This window comes from Lysobacter koreensis (assembly GCF_042677045.1).
Lineage (GTDB): Bacteria > Pseudomonadota > Gammaproteobacteria > Xanthomonadales > Xanthomonadaceae > Lysobacter_K > Lysobacter_K koreensis.
Map to the genome: position 1 here is coordinate 117,999 of NZ_JBHTIH010000008.1, position 26,104 is coordinate 144,102.

A 26,104-nucleotide genomic window follows, 5' to 3' on the forward strand; every position below is an offset into this window, starting at 1 on the left:
CGATGGCTGGCGTGCATTGCGATGCACGTCTCTTCTTGCTCGTCATTCCCGTGGAGGCGGGGATGACGAGCCAGGCAAGCATGCTCCGCTGCTGCCTGAAACAGGCCCGCTGGCTGAAGCTGCACAGCTGCGCCAGAATCGGCCGCTCATCCACCTGGGGAGCACCACCGTGTCGAAACCGCAGCTGCTGTCGTCCGCGTTGTTGCTTGCCCTGCTCGGCGCCGTGACGGCCGCCCACGGCCAGGCTGCCGAGCCGCCCGCGGCCAAGCCGCGCGGCATGCAGGAAATTCTCGACGCCTCCACGCCGGGCGACTGGCGCCGGCTCGACCCGAAGAACACCGTCTACCTCGAACTTGATGCCGGCCGCGTGGTGATCGAACTGGCGCCGGGCTTCGCGCCCGCGCACGTCGGCAACATCCGCACCCTCGCCCACGCCGGCTACTGGAACGGCATGAGCATCAACCGCTCGCAGGACAACTTCGTCGTGCAGTGGGGCGACCCGGCCGAAGACGACAAGGATCGCAAGTCGCTGGGCAAGGCCAAGGCCAAGCTGCCGGCCGAGTTCGAGCGCAAGGCGGCCGGGCTGGACTTCCACGCCCTGCCCGACCGCGACGGCTGGGCGCCGCAGGTCGGCTTCGCCCAGGGCTTCCCGGCCGCGCGCAACCCCGAGGCCGGAACCGCGTGGCTCGCGCATTGCTACGGCATGGTCGGCGCCGGCCGCGACACCGCGGCCGACTCCAGCAACGGCACCGAGCTATACGTGGTCACCGGCCAGTCGCCGCGCCAGCTCGACCGCAACATCACGATGGTCGGCCGCGTCGTGCAGGGCATGGAGAAGCTGTCGGTGCTGCCACGCGGCACCGGCCCGCTGGGCTTCTATGAGAAGCCCGAGCAGCGCACCGCGATCAAGGCGATCCGCTTGGCCAGCGACGTGCCGAAGAAGGAGCGTACGGCGCTGGAAGTGCTGCGCACCGGTACGCCGCTGTTCGAGGAACTGGTCGAGGCACGCCGCAACCGCCGCGACGACTGGTACAAGGTGCCGGCCGGCCACATCGACCTGTGCAACGTGCCGTTGCCGGTGCGCGAGGTGGCGAAGAAGTAGCCGCGCCTGGATGGCAAGCGGGCCGCGCGTGGCACGGCCCCGCCGGCCCGCGTCGACTGCCAACGCCCACCGTCGGGCCACACCAGCGTTCGTCGCGGGCCCGGGAAAACCAGCGACTACATCGCGGCCGCGCGGCGCTCCAGGCAGAACCGCGCGAAGCCCTGCACGAACTCGCGCAGGCGCCCACGCACCGCCTCGTCCTGAAGCTCGCCGTCGCCGTCGAACACCGCGCCGGCCTTGGACACCAGCAGCCGCCCGCCGTTCCATTGCGCCGTGCCCAGCGTCCGCAGCACCGGCAACCAGGCGTTCTGGGCCAGGATCGTGCCGAAGCCGCCGGGCGAGGCGCCCAGCAGCGCCACCGGGCGATCGCCGAACACCCGCGGGATGTCCGCGGCCGGGCGCGACAGCCAGTCGATCGCGTTCTTGAACACCCCGGGGATGCCGTTGTTGTACTCGGGCGTGACCAGCAGCAAGCCGTCGCAGGCGACGACCCGCGCCTTGAGCGTCTCGACCGCGGCGGGCAAGCCGTGCTGCTGCTCGAGGTCGCCGTCGTAGAGCGGGATGTCGTGCAGGGTGGCGACCTCGAGCGAGGCCGCCGGTGCCGCCAGCGATTGCGCCGCACGCAGCAGCGCGGTGTTGTACGAGCCGCGGCGCAGGCTGCCGGAGATGCCGAGGAGGTTGATGGGGCTGGACATGGCCGCTCCTGCGCTGGGGGAGTTGCCGACGATACGCCGCGGCGCGCTCGGGCGTAGCCCGGCGCTAGCAAGCTCTCAGCGCGGCGCAGGCGCCTGGTCGAGCACCTCGTGCTGGAACAGGCACATGCGCACCACCGACCGGTAGCGGCCGTCGCTGAAGAACTCGTCGACCAGCACGCCCTCGGGCTTGAAGCCGGCGTCCTCGTAGACGTGGATCGCCGGCGCGTTGTCGACGTCGACCAGCAGGTAGAGCTTGTAGAGGTTGAGCACCCGGAATGCGTAGTTGATCGCCGCGCGGGTGGCGGCCTTGGCGAAACCGTGGCCCTGCTGCTCGGGCGAAATCATGATCAGGAACTCGGCGCGCCGGTGCAGGTGGTCGATCTCGACCAGCTCGACCAGGCCGGCGCGCTCCTTGTTGTGGTCCTCGATGATGAAGCGGCGCTCGGACTGGTCGTGGATGTGCTTGCGGTACAGCTCCTCGAGCTCGACGTAGGACTCGTACGGCTCCTCGAACCAGTAGCCCATGATGCTGCGGTTGTTGTTGAGCTGGTGGACGAAATTGAGGTCGCCGCGCTCGAGCGGGCGCAGGGTGACGTTGGCCAGGGTCGGCATGGCGGCTACGGCGGGGGTCGCGGGGGGCGTGTTCATGTGTAAACCCTACTCCAGCCCGGCGCCAATTCGCATGACGCCATCACGCCGCGTTAGCCGCGCGCTTCCTAGCCTGCAGTCCCCCCTGATCTGGAACCGCCCCCATGCCCCTGATGCGTTTACGCGTGACCGGTAGCGACGACGATGCCCGTGCGATCGGCAACCTGCTGTCCAGCATCGATGGCATCGAACATGTCGAGGAAGTCGCCGACCTGATGCCGGGCATGGACGACGCCGATTCCAGCTCCGCCGGTCTCAGCGATGTCAGCGGCCCGGACGCGCACGAGATCGAGATCGACGCGCCCAACGATGCGACCGCCAAGCGCGTGCGCGAGGCGGTCGAGGCACTGGCGTTCGACCTGGACGTGCTGGTCGAGTTCGAGTCCGACGAGGACTGGCACGACAACCAGTAGCCCAAGCTCAGGGTAGTGACTTCAACGTCGCGGTGACGCCCGGCAACAGCACCTTGAAGCGCGCGTCGTCGCTGGCATCGGCGTTGACGTACAACGCCTGCAGGAACGCGAGCAGATCGTGGCGCCGCGCCAGCCACGCGCTGTCGCGGTAGGCCAGGCCGGGGTCGCCGATCCGGCCCGGCAACGCGGCCAGCCAGGCCGTCCATGCCGCCTCGTCGCGGAAGCCGCGTTGCGCGGCGTACAGCACCGGGCGCGCGAGCCGCTCGGGCTCGCCGAACACGTAGGCGTGCGGCTGCGCCGGCACGACCTGGGCGCCGGCCGCATCGACGATGCGGTCCAGCTGGGTGGCATTGACCCGCGGGTTCAACGCCAGCTGCAGCAGCCAGTCCGCACCGTGGGCGACGCCGTGGCGCCAGCCGGCACGGTCGTCGTAGCCGCGGTAGTCGCGCACCGCGGTCACGTAGGTCGCGGCGCGCTCGACCATCGTCGCGCGCTCGGCCGGCGTCATCCACGGCGCGATGCGGTCGGTGCGCGCGACCTCCGCCAGCACCAGCGCCGCGAACGGCGGCGCGAAGCCGTCGCCGGCCGGTGCATTCAGCAACGCGCCGAGCCGGCCGCGCAGCACCCGCAGTTGTGCGGGCGGCAGCTCGCTCTTGCGCATCCACGTCGACAACCCCTCGTAGGCGATGCCGTCGCGCACGCCCGGGTCCGGGTCGCCGAGGCAGTCGACCAGGCCCAGCGCCAGGGCCGCGCGCGCGCGGGCATCGGCCAGCAAGAACCCGCGCGCCTTGAGCGCGGTGAGCGACGCCGGCGTCCAGTCGTGCGGGGCGCACGCCGCGGCCAGCGCCGGGGAGGCGAAGAAAAATAGCGCGCACACTGCCAACGTCCAACCCCTTGCCTGTCGCATCGCGATTCCCCTGCCCTGGCCAAGATCCAGATCCCGCACGAACGCTAGCAGCAACCCTCACCAGCCGCCTGTCCGCGATTGGCTATCATCGCGGCGAACCACGCGAGGCGCCGGCACCATGGCCGATGACGACAAGATCGAGCCCTACGCCAAGCCGGCCGGCGGCTGGGATGCGCTGAAGAGTTCGTGGCAGGCGTTGCGCGAGCAGCATGTCGGGCTCAAGGGCGCGACCACCCTGCTGCGTACCAACCAGCCGCGCGGCTTCGACTGCCCGGGCTGCGCGTGGCCGGACCGCAACGCGCACTCGACGTTCGAGTTCTGCGAGAACGGGGTCAAGGCAGTGGCCAACGAGGCGACGGCCAAGCGCGCGAGCCGCGAGCTGTTCGCCGCGCACACCGTCAGCGTGCTGGCCGGGTTCGATGACCAGTTCCTGGAGGCGCAAGGCCGCCTGACCGAGCCGATGATTTACGACCCCGCGAGCGATCACTACGTGCCGATCGCATGGGACGCCGCGTTTGCGACGATCGCCACCGCGCTCAACGGCCTGGCCTCGCCGGACGAGGCGATCTTCTACACCTCCGGGCGGACCTCCAACGAAGCCGCGTTTCTCTACCAGCTGTTCGTGCGCGAGTTCGGCACCAACAACCTGCCCGACTGCTCGAACATGTGCCACGAGGCGTCGGGCGTGGCGATGACCGAGCAGATCGGCAGCGGCAAGGGCTCGGTCACGCTCGACGACTTCGAACTGGCCGACGCGATCTTCATCTTCGGCCAGAACCCGGGCACCAACCACCCGCGCATGCTCGGCGAGCTGCGCAGCGCGGCCAAGCGCGGTGCCCGCATCGTTTCGTTCAATCCGTTGCGCGAACGCGGGCTGGAGCGCTTCGCCGACCCGAAGTCGCCGGCTGACCTGCTCGGCGGTGGCGTGCGCCTGAGCTCGCACTACTTCCAGCCGCGGATCGGCGGCGACCTCGCGGTGGCGACCGCGCTGTGCAAGCTGGTGGTCGAGCACGACGCCGTCGACCACGCAGCCGTAGACGGGGATTTCATACGCAATCATTGCAGCGGCTACGAGGCATTCGCCACGACGCTGCGGGCAACGGACTGGGCGGACCTCGAGCGCGAGTCCGGCCTGTCCCGCACGCAGCTGGAGCAGGCCGCGCAGGTCTACCTCGACAGCGGCGCCACGATCCTGTGCTGGGGGATGGGCATCACCCAGCACCACCGCAGCGTCGCCACGATCCAGATGCTCAACAACCTGCTGCTGCTGCGCGGGAACATCGGCCGGCCCGGCGCCGGCCCGTGCCCGGTGCGCGGCCACTCCAACGTGCAGGGCGACCGCACGATGGGCATCTTCGAGAGGATGCCCGACGCGTTCCTGGACAAGCTCGGTCGCGCGTTCGCGTTCGCTCCACCGCGCGCGCACGGCTTCGACACCATCGCCGCGATCGAGGCGATGCACGACGGCCGCGGCCAGGTGTTCTTCGCGATGGGCGGCAACTTCGCCGCAGCCACGCCCGACAGCGCGCACGTGCACGAGGCACTGCGTCGCTGCGCACTGACGGTGCACGTGAGCACCAAGCTCAACCGCTCGCACCTGGTGCACGGGGGGCAGGCGCTGATCCTGCCGTGCCTGGGCCGCACCGAGATCGACCTGCAGGCGGGCGGCCCGCAGGCGGTAACGGTCGAGGACTCGATGAGCATGGTGCACCTGTCGTCGGGGATGAACCCGCCGGCTTCCACCCAGCTGCTGTCGGAACCGGCGATCGTCGCGCGGCTGGCCGCGGCGACGCTGCCGCACAGCCGCACGCCGTGGCTGGCGCTGGTCGAGGACTACGACCGCATCCGCGACAAGATCGCCGAAGTGGTCGAGGGCTTCGCGGATTTCAACGCGAGGGTGCGCGTGCCGGGCGGCTTCCACCTGCGGCATCCGGCGCGCGAGCGTGAGTTCCCGACGGCGAGCGGCAAGGCGGTGTTTTTCCCGCATCAGTTGGTCCCGAATGAGCCCCTCTCCCGCCGGGAGAGGGGTTGGGGTGAGGGGCCGCCGCAAGCGTCAAATCTCCACCACCCGTCGACCCCTCATTCGCCCTTCGGGCACCTTCTCCCGCCGGGAGAAGGAAAAACCGATGACGCGCCGTTCACCCTCATGACGGTGCGCTCGCACGACCAGTACAACACCACCATCTACGGCCTCGACGACCGCTACCGCGGCGTGCACGGGACGCGGCGGGTGTGCTTCATCTCGGCCACCGACCTGGCCCGGCACGGTTTTGCCGCCGGCGAGCATGTCGACATCACTTCGGTGTGGAGCGACGGCGAGCGCAGCGTGCACGACTTCCGCCTGGTCGAGTACGACATCCCGCCCGGCTGCCTGGCGAGCTACTTCCCGGAAACCAACGCGCTGGTGCCGCTGGGCAGCTACGCCGAACGCGCGCGCACGCCGGCATCGAAGTCGATCCCGGTGCGGCTGTCGCGTAGGGGCTCCAGCCCGCCGAACGCGACCCGCGACGTGGCCACGGCTGCCGACGCGATCCTGGACGGCGGGCTGGAGCCCGCCCTACGCGACGACCCAGCATGAGCGACGACCAGGCCCTCGCGCTCCTGCGCCTGCTGGCGTCGGAAGACGGCCAGTCGATCCACCGCGTCGCCAAACGGCTGGGCCTGGGACTGAGCGAACTGCAGCGGCTGCTGGCCGCGCTCGGCGACGACCCACGCTTCGACGGCCTCGACCTGGTCGAGCAGCGCGCCGACGGAGAGCGCTGCGTGCTGTGGCTGACCGACAAGGGACGGCACCTGTGCGCGACGACCTGAGCCACGGCCTGCACCGGCTGCGCGCGCAGCGCATCCACCACGGCACGCGCAGCGAGCACGAGGATGCGGTCGTGGTCGAGACCCCAGTCGCGCTGCTCTACAACGGCCTGCCGTTCGCGGTGATGATGGCCACGCCGTCCGACCTGGACGACTTCGCACTCGGTTTCGCGCTCGGCGAAGGCATCGTCGCGCGCGCCGACGAATTCCGCCTGGTCGACACCGTGCGCAGCGACGCCGGCATCGCCTTGCACGGGGCGATCCCGCAGGCCCGCTTCGACGCGCTGGAGCACCGCCGCCGCAACCTCGAAGGCCGCAGCGGCTGCGGCTTGTGCGGGGTCGAATCGCTGCGCGATGCGCTGCGGCCGGTGCCTCGGGTGGCTGTCCCCGCCGATGTATCCACCGCCGCGATCCGCACCGCGTTGGCGGCGCTGTCCCACCAGCAGCCGCTCAACGCGCTCAGCGGCGGGGTGCACGCCGCGGGCTTCGTGCACCCCGACGGCCTGCTGGTGCGCGAGGACGTCGGCCGCCACAACGCGCTCGACAAGCTGGTCGGCGCGCTCGCCGTGCACCCCATGCCGATCGACCGGCGCCATGGCTTCCTGGTCATCACCTCGCGCGCGTCCTACGAGATCGTGCACAAGGCCGCGACTGCCGGCATCGGCGCGGTGATCGCGATCTCCGCCCCGACCGACCTGGCGATCCGCATCGCCGACGAAGCCGGGATTACCCTGGCCGCGTTCGCGCGCGGCGACACGCTCAACGTCTACACCCATCCCGCGCGGATCGTCGCCTCGCGCGACTGAGCACGCCGCCACGTCAAGCCAAGCCACACCCGCGCGCGCGTCGGCCCACCGGGCTTATTCTTGCCACTTCGTCCCGCACCGTTCGATGAGAACCCCATGCGCCCCACCCCGCTCGCCGTCGCCGTGTTGATCGCCACCCTCGCCGCGTGCCAGCCGCGGTCCGCGCCGGCGCCGAGCGCGGCCCCCGTGGCGCAGGCCGCCGCGTCGACCGCGCAGGCCGATGCGCGCTTCGCCGACCTGTCCAAGCGCTGGCTCGACGGCTGGCTCGCGCTGCAGCCGGTCGCGGCGACGCAGACCGGCGACCACCGCTTCGACGAGCAGATCGACGACCTCAGCGCCGCCGGGCGCCAGAAATCCATTGAGTTCAACCAGAAGATGCTGGCCGAGCTCGACACCCTCGACGCCAGCACGCTGTCGCGCGAGAACCAGGTCGACGCGGCGATCCTGCGCAACCAGGTCAAGTACGACCTGTGGGGCGCGCAGACCCTGCAGAGCTGGGCCTGGGACCCGCAGCTCTACAGCCAGCTGGCCGGCGGCGCGCTGTACACGCTGATGGCGCGCGAGTTCGCGCCGATGCCGCAGCGGCTCAAGGCCGCGACCGCGCGCATGGAGAAGATCCCGGGCCTGTTCGCGCAGATGCGCGAGAACCTTGATCCCGCGCGCGTGCCGAAAATCCACGCCGAGACCGTCGCCAAGCAGAACGCCGGCGTGCTCAGCCTGGTCGACGAACTGATCGTGCCGCAGGCCAAGCAACTGTCCGGCGACGAGCGCAAGCGCCTGGACACCGCGATCGCCGGCCTGCGCAAGGCGGTGGCCGAGCAGCAGGCGTGGCTCGACAAGACCCTGGTGCCCAATGCCAAGGGCGACTTCCGCATCGGCCAGACGCTGTACGACGAGAAGCTGGCGTTCGCGCTGAACTCGCCGCTGTCGCGCGCCGACATCCGCCAGCGCGCCGAGGCCGAGATCAAGCGCGTGCGCGCCGAGATGTACGGGATCGCGCGCACGGCGCTGGCCGGCAAGCCGGGCGCGCCGGCGCAGATGCCCGACGCCCCCAGCGACGCGCAGCAGCAGGCGGTGATCGAGGCCGCGCTGGCGCTCGCTTACGCCGACCGCCCCGCCCGCGACAAGGTGGTAGAGCTGGCCAAGACCTCCACCGCGCAGGCGACCGCGTTCGTGCGCGAGAAGAACCTCGCGACCGTGCCCGACACGCCGGTCGAGATCATCCTGATGCCCGAGTTCCAGCGCGGCGTCGCGGTCGCGTACTGCGATTCGCCTGGCCCGCTCGACAAGGGCCTAGACACGTTCTACGCGGTGTCGCCGATCCCGGACGACTGGAGCGCCGAACAGGTCGACTCGTTCCTGCGCGAATACAACACCCGCTCGATCCACGAGCTGAGCATCCACGAGGCGATGCCGGGCCACTACCTGCAGATCGCCCATTCGAACAAGCATCCGTCGACGCTGCGCGCGGTGCTCGGCTCCGGCCCGTTCATCGAGGGCTGGGGCATGTACGGCGAGAAGGTCATGGACGACGCCGGCTACATGGGCGGCGACCCGCTGATGCAGCTGATCCAGCGCAAGTGGGCGTTGCGCGCCACCGCCAACGCGATCCTCGACCAGGCGATCCACGTCGACGGCATGAGCCGCGAGGACGCGATGAAGCTGATGACGGTCACCACGTTCCAGCAGGAGCGCGAGGCCGCCGGCAAGTGGGTGCGCGCGCAGCTGACCTCGGCGCAACTGCCGACCTACTTCGTCGGCTACAGCGAGCACATCGACCTGCGCAACGAGGCGCAGAAGCGCGCCGGCGACAAGTTCGACCTCAAGGCGTACCACGACAAGCTGCTGTCGTACGGCTCCCCGCCGGTGCGCTTCGCCCGCCAATTGATGCTCGACGAGCCGATCAAGTGACGGATTGGCCCGCGCAAAGCGCGGCTTTGCCAATCCGTCATCCCCGCATGCTGTAAGCGGGGATCCAGTGACGTCGCTCTCTCGCAAAGCGCGCGGCTGTACCAATCCACCATCTCCGCGAAAGCGGGGATCCAGCGCCTTGGCTTTCGCTCCCTCCTTTGGAAAAAGGAGGGTTGGGGAGGAATTGCCGTTGCCGTTGCACGGCGAAACCGCGGATCCGCCACTCTGGTGGCTCCGGCCTGCGCGTTTGAGCCGTGGTCGATCGCCATGGCGATCATGCAGGCAAGCAGCAAAGGCCAATCCCCCTAGCCGCCTTTTTCAAAGGGGGAACTCCTGGGGATGGCGACAACGCGATCCACTGCTGCAGAGCGCGCGCCCCGCCAATCCGTGACCTTTCCATGATCAAACGCGAGACGGCAACTTCACGCACGTCGGCGCTATCCTCCGGCACGTCCCAGCGGAGTCATGCCATGGCCGCACCCACTGGCAGCGCCATCATCCCCCACCATGCCGTGCAAGCCGACGAGACCGGCGGTTGCCAAACCCGCGGCGTGGTCGCGGACCTCGACATGCCTTGCGCATGGACGAAAGCCGTCGGCGCAAGGATGCAGAGCGAGGCGGGCGACTTCGGAGGCCACCTGCTGCGGTTCCGCAGTCACGATGCGTGGGCGGTCGCCTGATGCCGGCGCGGAAGAAATCGCCGGACACCGAAGCGCCCGACCTGTTCGCGAGCGCGGTATCGCCGACGCCGGCACCCACGCCGGTCGACGGCATCCGCGTCGGCATCGGTGGCTGGACCTACGCGCCATGGCGCGACAACTTCTACCCGGCCGGCTTGGTGCAGCGGCGCGAGCTCGAGTACGCCAGCCGCCAGCTCACCGCGATCGAGATCAACGGCACCTATTACGGCGCACAGAAGCCGGCGACCTACGCCAAGTGGGCGGCGGATACGCCGGACGGCTTCGTGTTCTCGCTGAAGGCGCCGCGCTACGTCACCGAACGCGGCGCGCTCGCCAAGGCCGCCGGCGGCGCGGCCGCGTTCGTGTCCGGCGGCCTGGCCGAGTTCGGCGCCAAGCTAGGCCCGATCCTGTGGCAGCTGCCGCCCAGCCGCGTGTTCGATCGCGACGACCTGGCCGCGTTCCTCGACGCCCTGCCGCGCGAGCTCGACGGACGCGCGTTGCGGCATGTGCTGGAGGTCCGCCACGACAGTTTCCGCAGCGACGACTACCTGGCGCTCGCCCGCACGCATCGCATCCCGACCGTGTTCACCGATTCGCCCGACTACCCGTCGCTGGCCGACCTCACCGGCGACTTCGTCTACGCGCGCCTGATGCGCTCGCGCGCGATCGCGACGGGCTACCCGGATGCCGAACTCGAGCGCTGGGCGCAACGCGCGCGGCAGTGGGCCGGCGGCGGCGATCCGGACGATTTGCCGCATGTCGGCACAGCCGCGGACCAAGGCGGGCAACGCGACGTGTTCGTTTACTTCATCGGCAGCGCCAAGCAACGCAACCCCGCGGCGGCCCAGGCGTTGATCGCGCGCTTGGGAGCGCGCTGACCCCGTGTCGAACGGCACTTTCCCAGCGCGTGATGGGCGCCGAGCCTAGGCGGGGCATCGACCGCACCCTCCGCCACACGGGACCGCGCCATGGCCAGCCGTCGGGACTTCCTCACTACCGCCACGCTCACCGCCGCCGGATTCGCCTTGGCGCCGTTGGTCGCCTGCAGCCAGGAGGGCGCGCCGCCACTGGCGGCGCCTCCCGCTCCCCACGCAGACACGCCATTCAGCGGCACCCTGTTGAAGCGCGCGATTCCCGTATCCGGCGAACAGATCCCGGTCATCGGCATGGGTACCTCCGGCAGTTTCGAAGTCGGCCGCGATGCCGCCGCGCGCACGCCGCTGCGCGAGGTGTTGCGGCGATTCACCGCCGCCGGCGCCACCGTGATCGACACCGCGCCGACCTACTCCAGCGCCGAGGACGTGCTGGGAGATCTGGTGGCCGACGCCGGCCTGCGCCCCAAACTATTTCTCGCCACCAAGCTGTCGGGCGTGAGCGGCCGCGACGAGGGCCTGGCGCAATTCAACGACTCGCTGCGCCGATTGCAGACCGACAAGGTCGAGCTGCTGCAGGCGCACAACCTGCGCGACACCCAGACCCAGTTCGCACTCGCACGCGAACTCCAGCAGCAAGGCAAGGTGCGCTACACCGGCCTCACCCACTACCGCGAGGAGGCGCAGGCGGAGCTGGCCGACGAGATGCGCCGGCTCAAGCCCGACTTCGTGCAGATCAACTACTCGCCGGTGTCGCGCGGCGCCGAAACGGCGATATTCCCGCTGGCGCGCGAGCTCGGCATCGCGGTGATGGTCAACCGCGCGTTCGAGGACGGACGCCTGTTCGCGCAGGTCAAGGGCAAACCTGTGCCGGCCTGGGCCAGCGAGGTCGGTGCCGATTCGTGGGGCCAGCTGTTCCTCAAGTTCGTGCTGAGCGAACCGGCGGTGACGGTGGTGATCCCGGCCACCTCCAAACCGCACCACCAGACCGACAACCTCAAGGCGGGCACCGGCGCGCTGCTCGACGAGAAACAGCGCGCGGCGCTGGTCGCGGCGATCGGCTGAAGCCGCAATGGCCGCGCCCGCGCTGCAGCGCGTCGTGGTCCGCCTGTTCGGCGTGGCCGAGAACGAGGCGATGCCGGTGCTGGCCGGCGCGACGTTGTTTTTCCTGCTGTTCGCCGGCTACTTCATGCTGCGGCCGGTGCGCGAGACGATGGGGATTGCCGGCGGCGTCGACAACCTGCAGTGGCTGTTCACCGGCACCTTCTTCGCCACGCTCGCGGCGATGCCGCTGTTCGGCTGGATCGCCTCGCACGTGCAGCGCCGGCGCATCCTGCCGTGGACCTTCGCGTTCTTCGCGCTGAACCTGGCGCTGTTCGCGCTCGGCTTCCACTGGCAGCCGGACAACCTCTGGTTTGCGCGGACGTTCTACATCTGGCTGTCGGTATTCAACCTGATCGCGATCTCGGTGGTGTGGAGCGTGCTCGCCGACCTGTTCCCCACCGCCCAGGCCAAGCGCACGTTCGCGTTGATGGCGTCGGGCGCCAGCCTGGGTGGGCTGGTCGGGCCGTTGCTCGGCGTGGCCCTGGTCGGACCGATCGGCCACGCCGGCCTGCTGTGGCTGGCCGCGGCGCTGCTGGTCGTGGCGACGCTCGCAGCGCGCCACCTGCAGCATTGGCGCGATGCGCATCCGCTGCACGAACAGGTCAGCGCAAGCGCGCGGCGCCAGTCGCTAGGTGGCAGCCCGCTGGCCGGCATCACCGACGTGCTGCGCTCGCCGTTCCTGCTCGGCATCGCCGCGTTCGTGCTGCTGCTCGCGAGCGTCACCACCTTCCTGTACTTCGAGCAGGCCCGGATGGTCGAGATCAACTTCCCGGACCGCGACGACCAGACTCGCGTGTTCGGCACGATCGACGCACTCGTGCAGGCGCTGGCGATCGTGTCGCAGCTGTTCATCACCGGCCGCATCGCGCAGCGCCTCGGCATCGGCGTGTTGCTGGTTGCGGTGCCGGTGATCACCGTGCTCGGCTTCCTGTGGCTGGGGCTGGCGCCGGTGTTCGCGGTGCTGGCGGTGGTGATGGTGGTGCGGCGCGCCGGTGAGTATGCGTTCGTGCGGCCCGGCCGCGAGATGCTGTTCACGGCCGTACCGGTCGAGGCCAAGTACAAGGCCAAGAACTTCATCGACTCCGTCGTCTACCGCGGTGCCGATGCGGTCAGCGCCTGGATCAAGGTCGGGGTCGACATGCTCGCGCAGCAACCGGCGCTCGCGGCGGTGATCGGCGCCGGCATTGCCATGGCGTGGGCGGCGACCGGGTTCGGCCTTGCTCGCGCGCAAGGGCGTCACGCACACGTACCGGCGCCACCCCACGCGCTGAACGCCGCCGCTTTTCCTCCCCCTTTGGAAAAGGGGGACTAAGGGGGATTTGCTTTGACTGCAAATCTTCCCCGACCCGTCTTTTCCAAAGAGGGGCGTCTTGCAGCGAGAGCGCGTGGAATCAGCCCAACCGCGCCAGCGCCCGCACCGGGAACGTGCCCACGCCACGCACCTTTGGCGGGATCGCGCTGAAGGTGAAGCCCTCGTCCGGCAATGCGGCCAGGTTGCACAGGTGCTCGACAATCAGGATGTCGGCCCCGAGCAACGTCGAATGCACTGGCCGCGACTTGCCGTGGGTGTCATCGCGGCTGGTGTCGTCGATGTTCATCGAATCGATGCCGACCAGGCGCACGCCGCAATCGCGCAGGTACAGCGCTGCGTCCTCGGTCAGATGCGGGTGCTGGTGGGCGTATTCGGCCGTGGTCCAGTGCGCGTCCCAACCGGTATGCACGAGCACGGCGCGACCGCGGACCTCCTTGTCGCGAAAGAAGCCCGCATCGATCGCGCGCGCGTTGCGGTGATCGGCGCGCACGACGATGCCGTCCAGGTCGGCGAACGCCTCTGGCGCGATCTGCGCCAGGTCCTTGCCGTCTTCGTAGCGATGGAACGGGCAATCGAGGTAGGTCCCGGTGTTGCCCACCATCTCGATCTTGGCGATCTGGAACTCGGTACCCGGCGCGTAGATCTCGCGCGAACGTTCGCGGCTGAGGTAATCGCAGATGCGCGCCGCGGGCAGGCCCGGGTAGGTCACCAGGCCGTCCTCGATGACGTGGCTCAGGTCGACGTAGGCACGCCGCGTAAGCAAGGCGCCGTCATCCTTGCGCTTGTGCGCCTCGACGATGACCCGCTTGTTGAGGATCCGTGCCGGGCCCACCATCAGCAGCCGCAGGTCGTCCACGATGTAATCGACCAACGCCGCATCGGCGATGTCGTCGCCGTCGATGTCGAGGCGGAAGTCCTGACCTTGGATGCCGCCGCCGTTGGTGAACGCGATCTCGAAGTCGAACACGACGCGCTTGTCGATGCGCTCCGACGCATTGCCGCCCATCACTTCGCCCCGCGCTGGCTGAAGGCCACGCTGCCCAGGATCAACGCGCCGGCGATTCCCATGCTCAAGGTCAAGGGCTCGTCGAGCAGCATCCACGCCCAGGCCACGCCGAACAGCGGTACCAGGTAGGTCACGGTCGCCGCGCGGCTGGCGCCGATGCGCGCGATCAGGCGGTAGTACATGACGAACGCGACGCCGGTGCACAGCACGCCGAGCATCGCCGCGGAGAACCACGAGGCCGCGGGGATCGACGTGGCCGGCCACTGCGCTATCGCGAATGGCAAGGTCAGCAGCGCCGCACTGCCGAGCGTGGACGCCGCGACCGCCGCCGGCGGCAGGCCGCCCAGGTGGCGGCGCACCAGGTTGATGCCGATGCCGTACAGGAACGCCGCGCTGGCGCCGGCCACGACCGCCCAGCCGACGCTCGCGCCGGCGGTCTTGCCGCTGGCCAGCACGACCACGCCGGCGAAGCCGGCCAGCAGCGCGCCCGCGCGTCGCGCGCCGATCTTCTCGCCGAAGAACAGGAACCCGACCAGAGCGGTGAACAACACGGTCATCGCGTTGCTGATCGCACCGATCCCGGCCGGCGCGCGCTGCGCGGCCCACGCGAACAGCACGAACGGTATCGCCGAGTTGATCGCGCCGATCAAGGCCAGCTTCGGCCACAGCTTGCGCGGGAACGCGGCGCGGTCGCGCCACAGTAACGGCAACAGCACCAGCGCCCCAAGCGCCAGCCGCATCTCGACCAGCGGGGTGGCACCGAAGTCCTTGGCCGCCACGCGCATGAACAGGAACGACGCGCCCCAGATCGCGCCGAGCACGCCGAGTTCCAACGGCGTGACCCACTGGCGGACGGCAGGCGTGGGCAACGGCAGGGTCATCGATTCGGTGGCGCGCATGGAGGACTCGAAGTGGGAGGTGAAGTTCGCGCCTGCCGGGTCAGGCGGCCACCGCAGTGAGTTGGAGCCGACCAGAGGCACGTCGACCTCATTACCGGTGAGCTTCCCGGAGTTGAGCGCCGCACCGTCGCGACAAGAATCTGGCTACAGCCAGGCACCCATTGTCGTTTCGCGGGTTGCCGGCGCAAGCGCATACTTTCGCCGCCAGGCACAAGCCAGATTTGAGGCTAACCATGTCACTGCGTCCCGATTGGCTGTCGGCTCTGGCGGCGTTCGAATCCGCCGCGCGCCACCAGAACTTCGCCCATGCCGGCGAGGAGCTGCACCTGACCGCCAGCGCGGTCAGCCACCATGTGCGCAAGCTCGAGGCGCGGCTCGGGGTGGTCCTGTTCCAGCGCCATGCGCGCGGGGTGGCGCTGACTGCGGAGGGTCGGCAGCTGGCCGATGCGGCCAGCACCGCGATGGCCGACCTGGAAGGCGTGCTCGGCGGCCTGCGCGCGGCCAGCGACGACAGCGACCGGGTTCGCGTGTCGACCCTGCACTCGCTGGCTTACACCTGGCTGTTGCCGCGCCTGCCGCTGTTCGCCGCGGCGCACCCGCACCTGCGGCTGAGCTTCGATACCGAGATCGCGTTGACCCGCTTCGACGAGGGCGGCGCCGACCTGGCCATCCGCCACGGCCCCGGCCACTGGCCGGGCCTGAGCGCGCACCTGCTGATGGGCGACACCCTGTTCCCGGTCGCCTCGCCGGCGTTCCCCGGCCTCGCGCGCATCACGCAGGCCGCGCACGTGGCGCGCCTGCCGCTGGTGTCGGACCTGTCGCGGCAGGGTTGGCACGACTGGTTCCGCGCCGCCGGCGTGCACGGCACCAACCTCGACGAGCGCTACAGCTTCAGCGACGCCACCGACGCGCTCAACGCGGCCGCGTTCGGCCTCGGCGCGGCGCTGGCGCGCGAGCGCGTCGCCGCGCCGTACCTGGCGGCCAAGCGGCTGCTGCGCCTGCCCGGCCCCGGCGTCCCCGCGCGCTGGAACTACTACGTGGTCTACCCGGCGCACCGACCGCTGCGCCCGGCCGCGCGCGTGTTCCTCGACTGGCTGCTGGCGGTGCCGGTGGATTGATCGACGCAGCGTCCGCGCGCTAGCGCGAGGGCGCCGAGCCGGCCTTCGACGCCGGCACCGGCTTGCGCAGCGCCGCCTGCAGCGCCAGCCGCGCCCACGGCAGCATCGCCTGCGGCGAGTCCAGCGCCGCCTCGGGCGCCGACCAGTAGCTCATGGTGATGCGCTTGTCGCCGCTGTCTTAGACGAACGGCGCGCTGCCGGCGGCCTGGAACTGCGCCCGGGTCGCCGCGTCGACCTTGAGGTAGAGGCCGTCGTCCATCACCACGCCGATCATCACCGCGTCCAGGTACAGGCCGTAGCCCCCGAACATCCGCCGCGCGGACAGCTCGCCCAGCGGCGCGAACAGGTCCTGCAGGTAGGTGATGAAGTCGTCACTCATCGGCGGCTCGGCATGCGCTCCAGTAGGCGATCCACAACACCAGCAACGCACCGACCACCGGCAACAGGCCGGTCGGCGAAGCCGCGTTACGCCGCAGCGGCGCCGGCAGCGCACGCGATCCTGCCGCGCGCCGCACCGTGGGCGAGCTTGGCACGCTCCGGACGCCGCGTGCACGGCCCCGTCGACCATGGCGATAATGCCGCCACTCCACCGCTGGCAACCCGATGACCCCGACCGGCAAGGCCCAGCTGCAGATCCATTTCTGCGTCGTGCTGTGGGGATTCACCGCGATCCTCGGCAAGCTGATCACGCTGCCGGCGCTGCCGCTGGTGTGGTGGCGGATGCTGATCGTGGTCGCGACCCTGGCGCTGGTGCCGCGCGTGTGGCGTGGGCTGCGGGCGATGCCGGCGCGGTTGATCTGGTCCTACGCCGGCATCGGCGTGCTGGTGGCGCTGCACTGGCTGACGTTCTACGGCTCGATCAAGTTGTCGAACGCCTCGGTCGGCGCGACCTGCATCGCGCTGGCGACGGTGTTCACCGCGCTGGTCGAGCCGTGGCTGGCGCGCACGCGCTTCTCCAAGCGCGAACTGGCGCTCGGCATCGCGGTGCTGCCGGGCGTGGCGATGGTGGTCGGCGGGGTTCCGGACTCCATGCGGCTCGGGATCGCGGTCGGCGCGCTGTCGGCGTTGCTGGTCGCGTTCTTCGGCTCGCTCAACAAGCGCCTGGTCGAGCACGGCGACCCGCTCACCGTGACCGCGATCGAACTGGGCGCCGGCACGCTGGCGCTGACGGTGCTCGCGCCGCTGATGCCGGTGCTTTTCCCTGCGTTCGCCGGCGACCTGCTGGCGTGGCCCGGCGCGCAGGACGCCGCCGGGCTGCTGGTGTTGGCGCTGGCCTGCACGCTGCTGCCGTTCGCGCTGTCGCTGGTCGCGCTGCGGCACATGAGCGCGTTCTCGGCGCAGCTGGCGATCAACCTCGAACCGGTCTACGCGATCGTGCTGGCGATCGTGCTGCTGGGCGAGCAGCGCGAGTTGAGCGTGCAGTTCTACCTCGGCGTGGCGATCATCCTGCTCGCGGTGCTGGTGCACCCGCTGCTCGGCAGGCCACGGCCGATCGAGCACCCCGAGGTGCTGGCCACGGCTGAGGCGAAGGGCGTGGCGGAGTAGCGCGCGCCGCTTCTTGTAGATCCGAGCCTGCTCGGATTGCTGTTGGCCGATGACGCGGAGCGTGATCCGAGCAGGCTCGGATCTACCGGGGCCGTCCCTTTCCGATTCCAGGATTCCGGAAAACCGTGGCACGCTAACCGCCCGTCCCCCACCGGTCCGCGCATGTACCACGAGCACTACGGCCTCACCGAGCCGCCGTTCTCGATCACGCCCGACCCGCGCTTCGTGTTCCTCAGCGAGCGCCACCGGGATGCGCTCGCGCACCTGCTGTTCGGCATCGGCCAGGGCGGCGGCGGCGGCTTCGTGCAGCTGACCGGCGAGGTCGGCACCGGCAAGACCACGCTGTCGCGGCTGCTGCTGGAGCAACTGCCGGAGAACACGCGCGCCGCGCTGGTGCTGAATCCGCGGCTGTCACCGGTCGAGCTGCTGGAGACCGTCTGCGAGGAGTTGCACATCGACCTGGCCGGCGGCGCGGCAGGCGACCGCCGCGGCAGCCTCAAGGCGCTGGTCGACGCGCTCAACGCCTACCTGCTCGACGCCTATGCGCAGGGCCTGCGCGTGGTGCTGATCATCGACGAGGCGCAGAACCTGTCGCGCGATGCGCTCGAACAGGTGCGGCTGCTGACCAACCTGGAAACCGACACCCAGAAGTTGCTGCAGATCATCCTGATCGGCCAGCCCGAGTTGCGCACCCTGCTGGCGCGGCCCGACATGCGCCAGCTCGCGCAGCGCATCACCGCGCGTTACCACCTGACGCCGCTCAGCGAAGTCGAAACCGGCCACTACCTGCGCCACCGCTACCGCGCCGCCGGTGGCACCCATTTCCCGTTCACCGCCGCCGCCGTCAAGCGCATCCACGCGCACGCCGGTGGCGTGCCGCGGCTGATCAACGTCGTCGCCGAACGCGCGCTGCTGGGCGGCTACGCCAGCGACCGCAGCACGCTCGACGAACGCTGGGTCGACCGCGCCGCGCGCGAGGCGTTGGCGCCGGCGCGCAACCGGCCGTGGTGGGGCTACGCGGCCGCGGGGCTCGCCGCGGTCGCGCTCGCCGCGCTCGCGTTGTGGTGGCGACCGGCGCCCGAGGCGGTCGCGCGCGCGCCGGCAGCATCGGTTCCTTCCAAGCACGCGAAGGCGCTGAAACCGGCGACACCGGTACTGGATGCCGACGCGTTCGCCGCGCGCGTGGCGGCCGCCGACCCGTCGCCGCTGCCGGCCACCCGGCAGTTGCTCGCTCACTGGCAGGTGCCCGCCGATGCCGCGGCCGACGCCGCGACGTGCGCGCCGTCACCCGCGCCGGGCCTGTACTGCCTGCGCGCGTGGGGCGGCCTGGACAAGATTGCCGCGCAGGGTCGGCCGGTGCTGCTGCGCCTGCGCCACGGCGATCGCGAGGCGTGGGCGCTGCTGCTCGGTGCCGATGCGGTGAACGTGCGCCTGTGGCTGGCCGGTGCGACGTTCGACACCGACCGGATCGCGCTCGAGCGTGTCTGGCGCGGCGATTACCTCGCGCTGTGGCGCGCACCGGCCCACCTCGCCGACGGCATTCCCTCCGGCACGTCCGGGCCGGCGTCCGACTGGGTCCGCGAGCGGCTCGCGCCGCAGTACCTCGCGCGCGACGCGGCGCCGCCGCCGGACGCGTCGATACGCGACGCGTTGCGCCGCTTCCAGGCCGCACGCGGGCTGGCCAGCGACGGCGTGGTCGGTCCGGAAACCCTGATGGCCCTGGCCGCGCGCGACTCCGGCCCGCGCCTGCAACGAGTGCTGGACTAAGCGATGTCGATGATCCTCGATGCGTTGCGCAAGTCCGAAGCCGAGCGCCGCCGCGCGCAGGCGCCGGACCTGTTCGCCGAGCCGGTGGTGGTGGCGCAGCCGCGCGCGGTGCACGCACCACGCTGGTTGTGGTGGACGCTGGCGGCGATCGTGGTGCTGCTGGTGACGTGGCTTGCGCGCGGGTTGTGGTCGCCGAGCGGCGCTGGGGATCCGCCGCTCGCGCGGCAGGCGGAGCGGCCCGCCGAGATGGGCGAGCAATCGCCGATGGCTGACCCGTCGCCGGCGCGCGTGGCCGCGACGGACGCACCCGCGCCCACCCGCGCGGCCGCTGCCGAACCCACCGCGGCGATGCCAGCCGCCACCGCGCCGCCACCGGCAGGCGCCGCTTCGCAGCCAGCCCCGCCGCTGGTCGCGCCGGTCGCCATCGCCGTGCCTCCGCGACCCGCTCCGACCCCCGTACCGCCCCCCGTACCGGCCGCCGACCCACCGCTTGCCGAACCCGTCGCTCCGCCGTCCGCGCCCGCGCCAGCGCCAGCGCCAGCGATCGTTGCCGCGCCCGACGCGCCCGGCACCCTGCGCCTGTCCGACCTGTCCGCGGGCGAGCGCCGGCAGTTGCCGCCGCTCAAGATCAGCATGCACATGTGGGCATCCGCACCGAACCAGCGCTTCGTGATCATCGACGGTCAGCGCAGCGGCGAAGGCGATCGCGTCGGCGAGGCGGTGATCGAGGAAATCACCGCCGATGGCGTGGTGATCGCCTGGGCGGGCCGCCGCCTGAAACTCGCGCTGCGTTAGCGCACTGCCGAGCCCGTGCATTAGGACCGTCCCGGCCCGACCGGATCGCCCTGCGCATCGAACGCCGGCGGGGTGTAGAAGTTCAAGGTCTTCAGCAGGGTGCGGCCGGTGTTGCGCACCTCGTGCCGTTCGCGCCGCTCGATCACCAGCAAGGTGCCGGCCTTCAACGGCACGCGCCGTCCCTCGACGATCGCCACGCCGCTGCCCGACACCACGTACAGCCATTGGTCGGCGCCGCGGTGGCGGTTGTCCGCTCCGCCTTCGCTGGCGCCCGGCGCGAGCACCATCTCGGCGGCCTGCGCCTTGCGCACGTCGAACGCGACCCGGAACCCCTCGCCGAACCGTAGCGATTTGCTGCGCATGCACCGCCTCCCGCACGTCGTGGCCCTCGCGACGGGTCGACCTTGCCGGATCGGGCGTCAATGCCGGATGCAGGCGAGGCGCCGGTGGAAACGCCGTAGCGTGGCGCAGCGCAGCACGCCGCGCGCGCACGACGCGTCTATCCTTCGCGGCGATCCATTCACACCACCATCGGCCACCAGGGGAACCGGATGAACCAGAACACCCAGCAAGACCTCGGCAAGTTGCTGCTGCGCCTCGTGCTCGGCGCGCTGATCCTGTTGCACGGCGTGGCCAAGCTCAAGGGCGGCATGGCGGGCATCGTCGGCATGGTCGAGGCGCAAGGGCTGCCGGGCTTCCTCGGCTACGGCGTGCTGGTCGGCGAGGTGATCGCGCCGCTGATGTTGATCGCCGGCTTCCATGCGCGCATCGGCGCGGTGCTGGTCGCGTTCAACATGCTGGTCGCGATCGTGCTGGTGCACATGGGCGAGCTGGGCCAGCTCAACCAGCAGGGCGGCTGGGCACTGGAACTGCAGGGCATGTTCCTGGTGACGGCGGTCGCGATCGCGTTGCTGGGCCCGGGTCGTTATGGGGTCAACGGCCGCTAGTCGGAGTCGAACGCCACCCACGAAAAAGGCCGGCAATCGCCGGCCTTTTTTTTTGCATCGCCACCGGTTACATCCTGCTGACCCGGAACTTGCGGCCCTTGATCTTGCCCTCGCGCAGGCGCGTCAACGCCTGCTCGGCCTTGTGGCGCGCGATCGCCACGTACGAGCGCGTCGCGAACACGTCGATCTTGCCGACGGCCTCGACCGGCAGGCCGGCGGTCCCGGTCAAGGCACCGACGATGTCGCCCGGGCGCAGCTTGTCGGTCTTGCCCGCGTCGATGCGCAGCGTCGTCATCGCCGCGGCCGGCACGTTGTGCGCCTTGCCGGCCAGCGGCGCGGCGCGCAGCCACTTCAGCGGTGCGCCCTGGATGGCCTGCAACGCGTCGGCGCGCGCGACCTCGCGCGGGCTGCACAAGTTGAGCACCACCCCGCCCTTGCCGGCGCGGCCGGTGCGGCCGATGCGGTGCACGTACACGTCCGGGTCGGTCGGCAGTTCGTAGTTGATCACCGCGGCCAGGTCGGCCACGTCGAGCCCGCGCGCGGCGACGTCGCTGGCCACCAGCACGCTGCAACTGCGGTTGGCGAACCGCACCAGCACCTCGTCGCGGTCGCGCTGCTCCATGTCGCCGTGCAGCGCGAGCGCCGAGAAGCCATAGTGCGCGAGCGAGCCGACCACCTCCTCGGTGTCGCGGCGCATGTTGCAAAACACCACCGCCGACTCCGGCCGGTACTCGAGCAGCAACGCCGCCAGCAATGGCGACTTCCTGGCCGGCTCGACCTCGTAGAACACCTGCTCGACCAGCGGCTGCTCGACCGCGCCGGCGACGCTGACCTCGAGCGGATCGCGCAGCATCGCGTTGCTGATCGCGCGGATGTTGTCGGGGAAGGTCGCCGAGAACAGCAGCCCCTGGCGGGTCTTCGGGGTCTTGCCGATGATCTCCTTGATCGGCTCCTCGAAGCCCATGTCGAGCATGCGATCGGCCTCGTCCAGCACCAGCGTGCGCACGCCGTCCAGGTGCAGCGCCTTCTTGCGCAGCAACTCCTGGATGCGGCCGGGCGTGCCGACCACCACGTGCGGGTCGTGGGTTTCCAGCGACGCCAGCTGCGGCCCGAGCGGCATGCCACCGCACAGGATCGAGACCTTGAGGTTGGGGATGCCGACCGCGAGCTTGCGCAGTTGCTTGGCGACCTGGTCGGCGAGCTCGCGGGTGGGGCACAGCACCAGCGCCTGGGTCTTGATCTTGAGGGGATCGAGCCGGTGCAGCAGGCCCAGCCCGAACGCCGCGGTCTTGCCGCTGCCGGTCGGCGCCTGCGCAATCAGGTCGCGGCCGTCGAGGATCGCCGGCACGCTCTGCGCCTGGATCGGCGTCATCTGGGTGTAGCCCAAGGCGTCGATGCCCTGCAGCAGGGCCGGCGCCAGCGCCAGCGAGGAGAACGAATCGGGGGCAAGCGGGTTCATGCCGCCATGATCGCAGCATTGGCCTGAGCGCGGACTCAGCCAGCCCCCGGCCGCTATCGCGTCGATGCCTGTCCGGCCCCGAGACGCGACTGTGATGTTTCGCGCCCCGGTGCGAATCATGGGTCGACAAGGGCAATCGCCGTGACCGCCGGATGCAAGCCGTGGACTTCGCGCACACTTCAATGAATCCGACCTCGCCCCAGCCCGCGTCCTCGCGGGCCGCCCGCATGCCGACCGATGCCCGCCAGCAGTTCGCCGACCTGCTCGAACGCCATCGCAAGATCGTGTTCAAGGTCGCCAACACCTACGCCTGGCACCCGGACGACCGCGCCGACCTGGCGCAGGAGATCGCCGCGCAGGGCTGGCGCGCGTTCCCGGGCTACGACCCGGCGCGCAGCTTCCCGACCTGGCTGTACCGGGTGGCGTTGAACGTGACGATCTCGTTCGTGCGCGGCCACAGCCTGCGCCAGCGGTACAGCGTGCCGCTGGACGAGGAACTGCACGACGTCGCCGCCGTCGACATCGATCACGAGGCTGGCCAGCAGCTGCGCGCCCTGCAGGCCTTCATTGCCCGGCTCGACCCGCTCAACCGCGCGCTGCTGCTGCTGTACCTGGAAGACCACAGCCACCGCGAGAGCGCCGAGATCCTCGGCATCAGCGAAAGCAACGTCGCGACCAAGCTCAGCCGCCTGCGGCAACGCATCCGTACCGAACTCTGATCCCGCCCACCACTGGCCCACCCACATGGACACGATCATGGAACTCGACGAACTCAAATCCACCTGGCAGGCGCTCGACCGCCGGCTGCAGCAGGGCAACGCGCTCAACCTGCAGTTGCTCCGCGACGGCAAGCTCGACAAGGCCCGCTCCCACCTGCGTCCGCTGTTCTGGGGGCAGGTGGCGCAGATCGGTTTCGGCGCGCTGTTCGTGCTGCTGGCCGCTGCGCTGTGGATCGGCACGCGCGACCTGCCGGCCTCGGTGCTGGTCTCGGGGATAGTGGTCCACGCCTACGGCGTGGCCTGCATCGTTGCCGCCGGGATCACCCTGGGGTTGATGTCGGGCCTGGACTACGCCGCGCCGGTGCTGGAGATCCAGAAGCAGCTGGCCAAGCTGCGGCGCTTCTACGTGGTCTCCGGGATGGTGGTCGGCCTGGCGTGGTGGCTGCTGTGGCTGCCGGTGATCGTGGTGCTGGCCGGTTTCGACGGGCGCGACCTGCTGATGCAGGCGCCGGAGTTCATCTGGATCAGCGCCCTGGTTGGCGTCGGCGGGCTGCTCGCGACCTGGTGGTTCCACCGCTGGTCCCGCCACGCCAGCCGCCCGCGCCTGGCCCAGGCGATGGACGACGCAGTCACCGGCCGCAGTCTGCGCAAGGCGCAGCGCGCGCTCGACGAGATCGCGCAATTCGAGAAAGAGTGACGCCGCGCCGGGCCGTTCACAGCCCACCCAGGGAACGAGCCCCGGCCCGCTCCCCTGGACGGATCGGCCCGCGCAGCCAGAATCTTGCCGCCTGACCAGGCGCAGCCGAATGGCCTGCACGCCGGCGCGCCACCGTTCGCCAAGGAGACTCGCGGCCACGTGCCGCCCAAGGCGCGCGCACACCGCATGGCCAATCGCATCGGCTCCAGTGCTCCGGCCACCGGCCTGGTGATCGGCGTCACCGGCCACCGCAAGCTGCGCGAATCCGAACTCCCGGCCCTGCAGGAAAAGGTGCGCGGCTTCCTGCTTGGCCTGCAGGCGCGTTATCCGCAGCTGCCGCTGGTGCTGGTGTCGTCGCTGGCCGAGGGCAGCGACCAGCTCGCCGCGCAGGTCGCGCTCGACCTGGGCCTGCGCGTGATCGCGCCGTTGCCGATGCCGGTGGACCTGTATCGCGACGACTTCGACCAGCCCCACAGCCTCGCCATCTTCGAGCGGCAGCTGCAGCAAGCCGAAGTCCTCACTTTGCCCCTGCGCCACGGTGCCAGCCCGGAGTCGGTCGCGACCCCGGGCCTGGCCCGCGACCAGCAGTACGCGCAGGCCGGGATCTTCATTTCCAGCCATTGCCACATCCTGCTGGCGCTGTGGGACGGCCGCGATTCCGACCGGCTCGGCGGCACCGCGCAGGTGGTGCGCTTCCACCTGCACGGCGAGATGCCCGGGCAGATCGAGCGGCGCCGCGCCGCGACCACCCTGCTCGGGCTGGACGAGGAAACCCTGATCCACCACATCCCGACCGGCCGCAACGGCAGCCCGGACACGCCTGACCCGCGCCCGCGCTGGTTGACCACCGCCGAGGACGTCCAGGCCAGCGCCGAGCTGCCGCCGGCGTTCGACCTGATGTTCCGCAGGCAGGCCGGGTTCAACGCCGATGCCGCCAAGTACGCCACGCCCATCGCCGCCCAAGCGTCCACCCTGCCCGACCCCGCGCCCTGCCCGATCCAGCGCGTGTTCGGGATTGCCGACTGGCTCGCGCGCACCTACCAGCGGCGGGTGACGCGCGTGCTGCGCATCACCTACCTGCTGGCGGCGCTGATGGGCGTCGCGTTCTTCACCTACACCCATGTCGCCGCGCAGGACCTGGTGATCTACGGCTTCCTCGCGCTGTTCCTGATCGGCATGGGGGTGATGCTGCTCGCCAGCCGGCGCGAGTGGCAGCGCAAGTACCTCGACTACCGCGCGCTCGCCGAAGGCCTGCGCGTGCAGTCGTACTGGCGCCGCGCCGGCATCGTCGACCTCAACACGCCGACCTTCGCGCACGACAATTTCCTGCAGAAGCAGGACGTGGGGCTGGGCTGGATCCGCAACGTGATGCGCGGCGCCAGCCTCGACGGCATGCTGGTGCCGGAGGCCCCGGGCGCGGCCCAGGTCGATGCGGTGATCGACGACTGGATCGGCACGCCGCAGGCCGGCGGCCAGCTCCACTATTACGCGCTCACCGCCGCGCGGCGCGCGCGTGTGCACAGCCGCGCGGAGTTGCTGGGCCTGCTGTGCGTCGGGCTCGGCGTCGGCATCAGCGCGCTGCTGGCGATCTTCGCGCGCCAGTTCGACGACCACCTCAAGGAAACGCTGGTGGCGATCATGGGCATCCTGTCGGTGGCCGCGGCGGTGCACGAGGCCTACGCCTACAAGAAGGCCGACAAGGAACTGATCAAGCAGTACCGCTTCATGCAACGCATCTTCGGCGCCGCGCAACGCCGCCTGAAGACCTGCGCGGGCGTGCAGGACAAACGCCGGATCCTGCGTGCGCTGGGCGAGGCGGCGCTCACCGAGCACGCCGAGTGGACCCTGATGCACCGCGAGCGGCCGCTGCAGCATTCGCGGATCTGAGCTCGCG

General features: G+C 70.4%; 27 protein-coding genes. 18 read left to right on the forward strand and 9 right to left on the reverse strand.

Going from position 1 to position 26,104, the window contains the following annotated elements; all coding sequences use genetic code 11:
• Window positions 1-277 precede the first annotated feature (277 nt).
• Entirely contained in the window at window positions 278-1,102 is an 825-nt protein-coding gene (locus ACFQZQ_RS14335; protein WP_386813680.1) for a peptidylprolyl isomerase, read from the forward strand.
• A gap of 116 nt (window positions 1,103-1,218) precedes the next feature.
• Here the strand turns inward: ACFQZQ_RS14335 and ACFQZQ_RS14340 are convergent, their stop codons facing one another.
• Both ACFQZQ_RS14340 and speG read right to left on the reverse strand, forming a co-directional pair.
• Window positions 1,219-1,797: an NADPH-dependent FMN reductase gene (locus ACFQZQ_RS14340; RefSeq protein ID WP_386813606.1), complete on the reverse strand. Its 579-nt coding sequence runs from the start codon at window positions 1,795-1,797 to the stop codon at window positions 1,219-1,221.
• 75 nt (window positions 1,798-1,872) lie between these two features.
• Window positions 1,873-2,445 (reverse strand): spermidine N1-acetyltransferase, encoded by a 573-nt coding sequence (gene speG, locus ACFQZQ_RS14345; protein ID WP_386813607.1) that lies wholly within the window; start codon window positions 2,443-2,445, stop codon window positions 1,873-1,875.
• 104 nt (window positions 2,446-2,549) lie between these two features.
• Between speG and ACFQZQ_RS14350 the strand changes: the two genes are divergently transcribed.
• Window positions 2,550-2,858: a hypothetical protein gene (locus ACFQZQ_RS14350; protein ID WP_386813608.1), complete on the forward strand. Its 309-nt coding sequence runs from the start codon at window positions 2,550-2,552 to the stop codon at window positions 2,856-2,858.
• 7 nt (window positions 2,859-2,865) lie between these two features.
• Here ACFQZQ_RS14350 and ACFQZQ_RS14355 read toward each other — a convergent pair whose 3' ends face one another.
• Window positions 2,866-3,735 carry a DUF2785 domain-containing protein gene (locus ACFQZQ_RS14355; protein ID WP_386813609.1) on the reverse strand — a complete coding sequence of 290 codons (870 nt, stop codon included), beginning with the start codon at window positions 3,733-3,735 and terminating at the stop codon, window positions 2,866-2,868.
• Window positions 3,736-3,883: 148 nt separating this feature from the next.
• Between ACFQZQ_RS14355 and ACFQZQ_RS14360 the strand changes: the two genes are divergently transcribed.
• From ACFQZQ_RS14360 to ACFQZQ_RS14395, 8 genes are all read left to right on the forward strand, one after another.
• On the forward strand, window positions 3,884-6,343 hold the full coding sequence (locus ACFQZQ_RS14360) for an FdhF/YdeP family oxidoreductase (protein ID WP_386813610.1): 2,460 nt from the start codon (window positions 3,884-3,886) through the stop codon (window positions 6,341-6,343).
• Window positions 6,340-6,576 carry a helix-turn-helix domain-containing protein gene (locus ACFQZQ_RS14365; RefSeq protein ID WP_386813611.1) on the forward strand — a complete coding sequence of 79 codons (237 nt, stop codon included), beginning with the start codon at window positions 6,340-6,342 and terminating at the stop codon, window positions 6,574-6,576. The genes ACFQZQ_RS14360 and ACFQZQ_RS14365 overlap by 4 nt, the downstream gene beginning before the upstream one ends.
• Complete coding sequence (gene fdhD, locus ACFQZQ_RS14370) at window positions 6,561-7,379, forward strand: formate dehydrogenase accessory sulfurtransferase FdhD (protein ID WP_386813612.1); 819 nt, start codon at window positions 6,561-6,563, stop codon at window positions 7,377-7,379. The genes ACFQZQ_RS14365 and fdhD overlap by 16 nt, the downstream gene beginning before the upstream one ends.
• 96 nt (window positions 7,380-7,475) lie before the next feature.
• Entirely contained in the window at window positions 7,476-9,290 is a 1,815-nt protein-coding gene (locus tag ACFQZQ_RS14375) for a DUF885 domain-containing protein (RefSeq protein WP_386813613.1), read from the forward strand.
• 470 nt (window positions 9,291-9,760) lie between these two features.
• Complete coding sequence (locus tag ACFQZQ_RS14380; RefSeq protein ID WP_386813614.1) at window positions 9,761-9,970, forward strand: hypothetical protein; 210 nt, start codon at window positions 9,761-9,763, stop codon at window positions 9,968-9,970.
• Window positions 9,970-10,848: a DUF72 domain-containing protein gene (locus tag ACFQZQ_RS14385; RefSeq protein WP_386813681.1), complete on the forward strand. Its 879-nt coding sequence runs from the start codon at window positions 9,970-9,972 to the stop codon at window positions 10,846-10,848. Before ACFQZQ_RS14380 ends, ACFQZQ_RS14385 begins: the two co-directional genes overlap by 1 nt.
• 90 nt (window positions 10,849-10,938) lie before the next feature.
• The gene (locus ACFQZQ_RS14390; protein ID WP_386813615.1) at window positions 10,939-11,907 is read left to right on the forward strand and encodes an aldo/keto reductase; all 969 of its coding nucleotides are present in this window, start codon (window positions 10,939-10,941) and stop codon (window positions 11,905-11,907) included.
• A 7-nt stretch (window positions 11,908-11,914) separates the two neighbouring features.
• On the forward strand, window positions 11,915-13,258 hold the full coding sequence (locus tag ACFQZQ_RS14395) for an NTP/NDP exchange transporter (RefSeq protein WP_386813616.1): 1,344 nt from the start codon (window positions 11,915-11,917) through the stop codon (window positions 13,256-13,258).
• A gap of 79 nt (window positions 13,259-13,337) precedes the next feature.
• On the opposite strand, the gene ACFQZQ_RS14400 is transcribed toward ACFQZQ_RS14395, so the two are convergent.
• Both ACFQZQ_RS14400 and ACFQZQ_RS14405 read right to left on the reverse strand, forming a co-directional pair.
• On the reverse strand, window positions 13,338-14,264 hold the full coding sequence (locus tag ACFQZQ_RS14400) for a cyclase family protein (protein ID WP_386813617.1): 927 nt from the start codon (window positions 14,262-14,264) through the stop codon (window positions 13,338-13,340).
• Complete coding sequence (locus ACFQZQ_RS14405; RefSeq protein WP_386813682.1) at window positions 14,264-15,145, reverse strand: DMT family transporter; 882 nt, start codon at window positions 15,143-15,145, stop codon at window positions 14,264-14,266. Before ACFQZQ_RS14405 ends, ACFQZQ_RS14400 begins: the two co-directional genes overlap by 1 nt.
• A gap of 251 nt (window positions 15,146-15,396) precedes the next feature.
• Between ACFQZQ_RS14405 and ACFQZQ_RS14410 the strand changes: the two genes are divergently transcribed.
• Window positions 15,397-16,281: a LysR substrate-binding domain-containing protein gene (locus ACFQZQ_RS14410; RefSeq protein WP_386813618.1), complete on the forward strand. Its 885-nt coding sequence runs from the start codon at window positions 15,397-15,399 to the stop codon at window positions 16,279-16,281.
• A 19-nt stretch (window positions 16,282-16,300) separates the two neighbouring features.
• On the opposite strand, the gene ACFQZQ_RS14415 is transcribed toward ACFQZQ_RS14410, so the two are convergent.
• Window positions 16,301-16,435, reverse strand: a complete 135-nt coding sequence (locus tag ACFQZQ_RS14415) for a hypothetical protein (RefSeq protein ID WP_386813619.1) — start codon at window positions 16,433-16,435, stop codon at window positions 16,301-16,303.
• Between the two features lie 24 nt (window positions 16,436-16,459).
• Complete coding sequence (locus ACFQZQ_RS14420; protein ID WP_386813620.1) at window positions 16,460-16,660, reverse strand: TfoX/Sxy family protein; 201 nt, start codon at window positions 16,658-16,660, stop codon at window positions 16,460-16,462.
• A gap of 224 nt (window positions 16,661-16,884) precedes the next feature.
• Here ACFQZQ_RS14420 and ACFQZQ_RS14425 point away from each other — a divergent pair, with 224 nt between their 5' ends.
• From ACFQZQ_RS14425 to ACFQZQ_RS14435, 3 genes are all read left to right on the forward strand, one after another.
• Window positions 16,885-17,826 (forward strand): DMT family transporter, encoded by a 942-nt coding sequence (locus ACFQZQ_RS14425; RefSeq protein WP_386813621.1) that lies wholly within the window; start codon window positions 16,885-16,887, stop codon window positions 17,824-17,826.
• A gap of 162 nt (window positions 17,827-17,988) precedes the next feature.
• A complete protein-coding gene (locus tag ACFQZQ_RS14430) occupies window positions 17,989-19,593 on the forward strand; it encodes an ExeA family protein (RefSeq protein ID WP_386813622.1) in 1,605 nt (534 codons plus the stop codon).
• Window positions 19,594-19,596: 3 nt separating this feature from the next.
• Window positions 19,597-20,388 carry a general secretion pathway protein GspB gene (locus ACFQZQ_RS14435; protein WP_386813623.1) on the forward strand — a complete coding sequence of 264 codons (792 nt, stop codon included), beginning with the start codon at window positions 19,597-19,599 and terminating at the stop codon, window positions 20,386-20,388.
• A 20-nt stretch (window positions 20,389-20,408) separates the two neighbouring features.
• Here ACFQZQ_RS14435 and ACFQZQ_RS14440 read toward each other — a convergent pair whose 3' ends face one another.
• Complete coding sequence (locus ACFQZQ_RS14440; protein ID WP_386813624.1) at window positions 20,409-20,750, reverse strand: cupin domain-containing protein; 342 nt, start codon at window positions 20,748-20,750, stop codon at window positions 20,409-20,411.
• A gap of 189 nt (window positions 20,751-20,939) precedes the next feature.
• On the opposite strand from ACFQZQ_RS14440, the gene ACFQZQ_RS14445 reads away from it, so the two are divergent.
• Window positions 20,940-21,335 (forward strand): DoxX family protein, encoded by a 396-nt coding sequence (locus tag ACFQZQ_RS14445; RefSeq protein ID WP_386813625.1) that lies wholly within the window; start codon window positions 20,940-20,942, stop codon window positions 21,333-21,335.
• Window positions 21,336-21,402: 67 nt separating this feature from the next.
• On the opposite strand, the gene dbpA is transcribed toward ACFQZQ_RS14445, so the two are convergent.
• Window positions 21,403-22,794, reverse strand: coding sequence for an ATP-dependent RNA helicase DbpA (dbpA, locus tag ACFQZQ_RS14450; protein ID WP_386813626.1), 1,392 nt, complete (start codon window positions 22,792-22,794; stop codon window positions 21,403-21,405).
• 227 nt (window positions 22,795-23,021) lie between these two features.
• Here dbpA and ACFQZQ_RS14455 point away from each other — a divergent pair, with 227 nt between their 5' ends.
• The 3 genes from ACFQZQ_RS14455 (at window position 23,022) to ACFQZQ_RS14465 (ending at window position 26,097) form a co-directional block, all read left to right on the forward strand.
• Window positions 23,022-23,513 carry an RNA polymerase sigma factor gene (locus tag ACFQZQ_RS14455; RefSeq protein ID WP_386813627.1) on the forward strand — a complete coding sequence of 164 codons (492 nt, stop codon included), beginning with the start codon at window positions 23,022-23,024 and terminating at the stop codon, window positions 23,511-23,513.
• 25 nt (window positions 23,514-23,538) lie between these two features.
• On the forward strand, window positions 23,539-24,210 hold the full coding sequence (locus ACFQZQ_RS14460; RefSeq protein ID WP_386813628.1) for a serine/threonine protein kinase: 672 nt from the start codon (window positions 23,539-23,541) through the stop codon (window positions 24,208-24,210).
• Window positions 24,211-24,294: 84 nt separating this feature from the next.
• Window positions 24,295-26,097, forward strand: coding sequence for a hypothetical protein (locus ACFQZQ_RS14465; RefSeq protein WP_386813629.1), 1,803 nt, complete (start codon window positions 24,295-24,297; stop codon window positions 26,095-26,097).
• The last annotated feature ends 7 nt before the right edge of the window (window positions 26,098-26,104 follow it).

Bases quoted from the DNA above. Each gene is read 5' to 3' on its own strand.
- ACFQZQ_RS14360 (WP_386813610.1), top strand. From the start codon at position 3,884: ATGGCCGATGACGACAAGATCGAGCCCTACGCCAAGCCGGCCGGCGGC.
- ACFQZQ_RS14340 (WP_386813606.1), bottom strand. From the start codon at position 1,797: ATGTCCAGCCCCATCAACCTCCTCGGCATCTCCGGCAGCCTGCGCCGC.
- ACFQZQ_RS14380 (WP_386813614.1), top strand. From the start codon at position 9,761: ATGGCCGCACCCACTGGCAGCGCCATCATCCCCCACCATGCCGTGCAA.
- ACFQZQ_RS14410 (WP_386813618.1), top strand. From the start codon at position 15,397: ATGTCACTGCGTCCCGATTGGCTGTCGGCTCTGGCGGCGTTCGAATCC.
- ACFQZQ_RS14455 (WP_386813627.1), top strand. From the start codon at position 23,022: ATGCCGACCGATGCCCGCCAGCAGTTCGCCGACCTGCTCGAACGCCAT.
- ACFQZQ_RS14395 (WP_386813616.1), top strand. From the start codon at position 11,915: ATGGCCGCGCCCGCGCTGCAGCGCGTCGTGGTCCGCCTGTTCGGCGTG.
- ACFQZQ_RS14335 (WP_386813680.1), top strand. From the start codon at position 278: ATGCAGGAAATTCTCGACGCCTCCACGCCGGGCGACTGGCGCCGGCTC.
- ACFQZQ_RS14435 (WP_386813623.1), top strand. From the start codon at position 19,597: ATGTCGATGATCCTCGATGCGTTGCGCAAGTCCGAAGCCGAGCGCCGC.
- ACFQZQ_RS14385 (WP_386813681.1), top strand. From the start codon at position 9,970: ATGCCGGCGCGGAAGAAATCGCCGGACACCGAAGCGCCCGACCTGTTC.
- ACFQZQ_RS14430 (WP_386813622.1), top strand. From the start codon at position 17,989: ATGTACCACGAGCACTACGGCCTCACCGAGCCGCCGTTCTCGATCACG.
- ACFQZQ_RS14375 (WP_386813613.1), top strand. From the start codon at position 7,476: ATGCGCCCCACCCCGCTCGCCGTCGCCGTGTTGATCGCCACCCTCGCC.
- ACFQZQ_RS14460 (WP_386813628.1), top strand. From the start codon at position 23,539: ATGGACACGATCATGGAACTCGACGAACTCAAATCCACCTGGCAGGCG.
- speG (WP_386813607.1), bottom strand. From the start codon at position 2,445: ATGAACACGCCCCCCGCGACCCCCGCCGTAGCCGCCATGCCGACCCTG.
- dbpA (WP_386813626.1), bottom strand. From the start codon at position 22,794: ATGAACCCGCTTGCCCCCGATTCGTTCTCCTCGCTGGCGCTGGCGCCG.
- ACFQZQ_RS14390 (WP_386813615.1), top strand. From the start codon at position 10,939: ATGGCCAGCCGTCGGGACTTCCTCACTACCGCCACGCTCACCGCCGCC.
- ACFQZQ_RS14365 (WP_386813611.1), top strand. From the start codon at position 6,340: ATGAGCGACGACCAGGCCCTCGCGCTCCTGCGCCTGCTGGCGTCGGAA.
- ACFQZQ_RS14350 (WP_386813608.1), top strand. From the start codon at position 2,550: ATGCCCCTGATGCGTTTACGCGTGACCGGTAGCGACGACGATGCCCGT.
- ACFQZQ_RS14405 (WP_386813682.1), bottom strand. From the start codon at position 15,145: ATGACCCTGCCGTTGCCCACGCCTGCCGTCCGCCAGTGGGTCACGCCG.
- ACFQZQ_RS14415 (WP_386813619.1), bottom strand. From the start codon at position 16,435: ATGAGCTACTGGTCGGCGCCCGAGGCGGCGCTGGACTCGCCGCAGGCG.
- ACFQZQ_RS14420 (WP_386813620.1), bottom strand. From the start codon at position 16,660: ATGAGTGACGACTTCATCACCTACCTGCAGGACCTGTTCGCGCCGCTG.
- ACFQZQ_RS14400 (WP_386813617.1), bottom strand. From the start codon at position 14,264: ATGGGCGGCAATGCGTCGGAGCGCATCGACAAGCGCGTCGTGTTCGAC.
- ACFQZQ_RS14440 (WP_386813624.1), bottom strand. From the start codon at position 20,750: ATGCGCAGCAAATCGCTACGGTTCGGCGAGGGGTTCCGGGTCGCGTTC.
- ACFQZQ_RS14445 (WP_386813625.1), top strand. From the start codon at position 20,940: ATGAACCAGAACACCCAGCAAGACCTCGGCAAGTTGCTGCTGCGCCTC.
- ACFQZQ_RS14425 (WP_386813621.1), top strand. From the start codon at position 16,885: ATGACCCCGACCGGCAAGGCCCAGCTGCAGATCCATTTCTGCGTCGTG.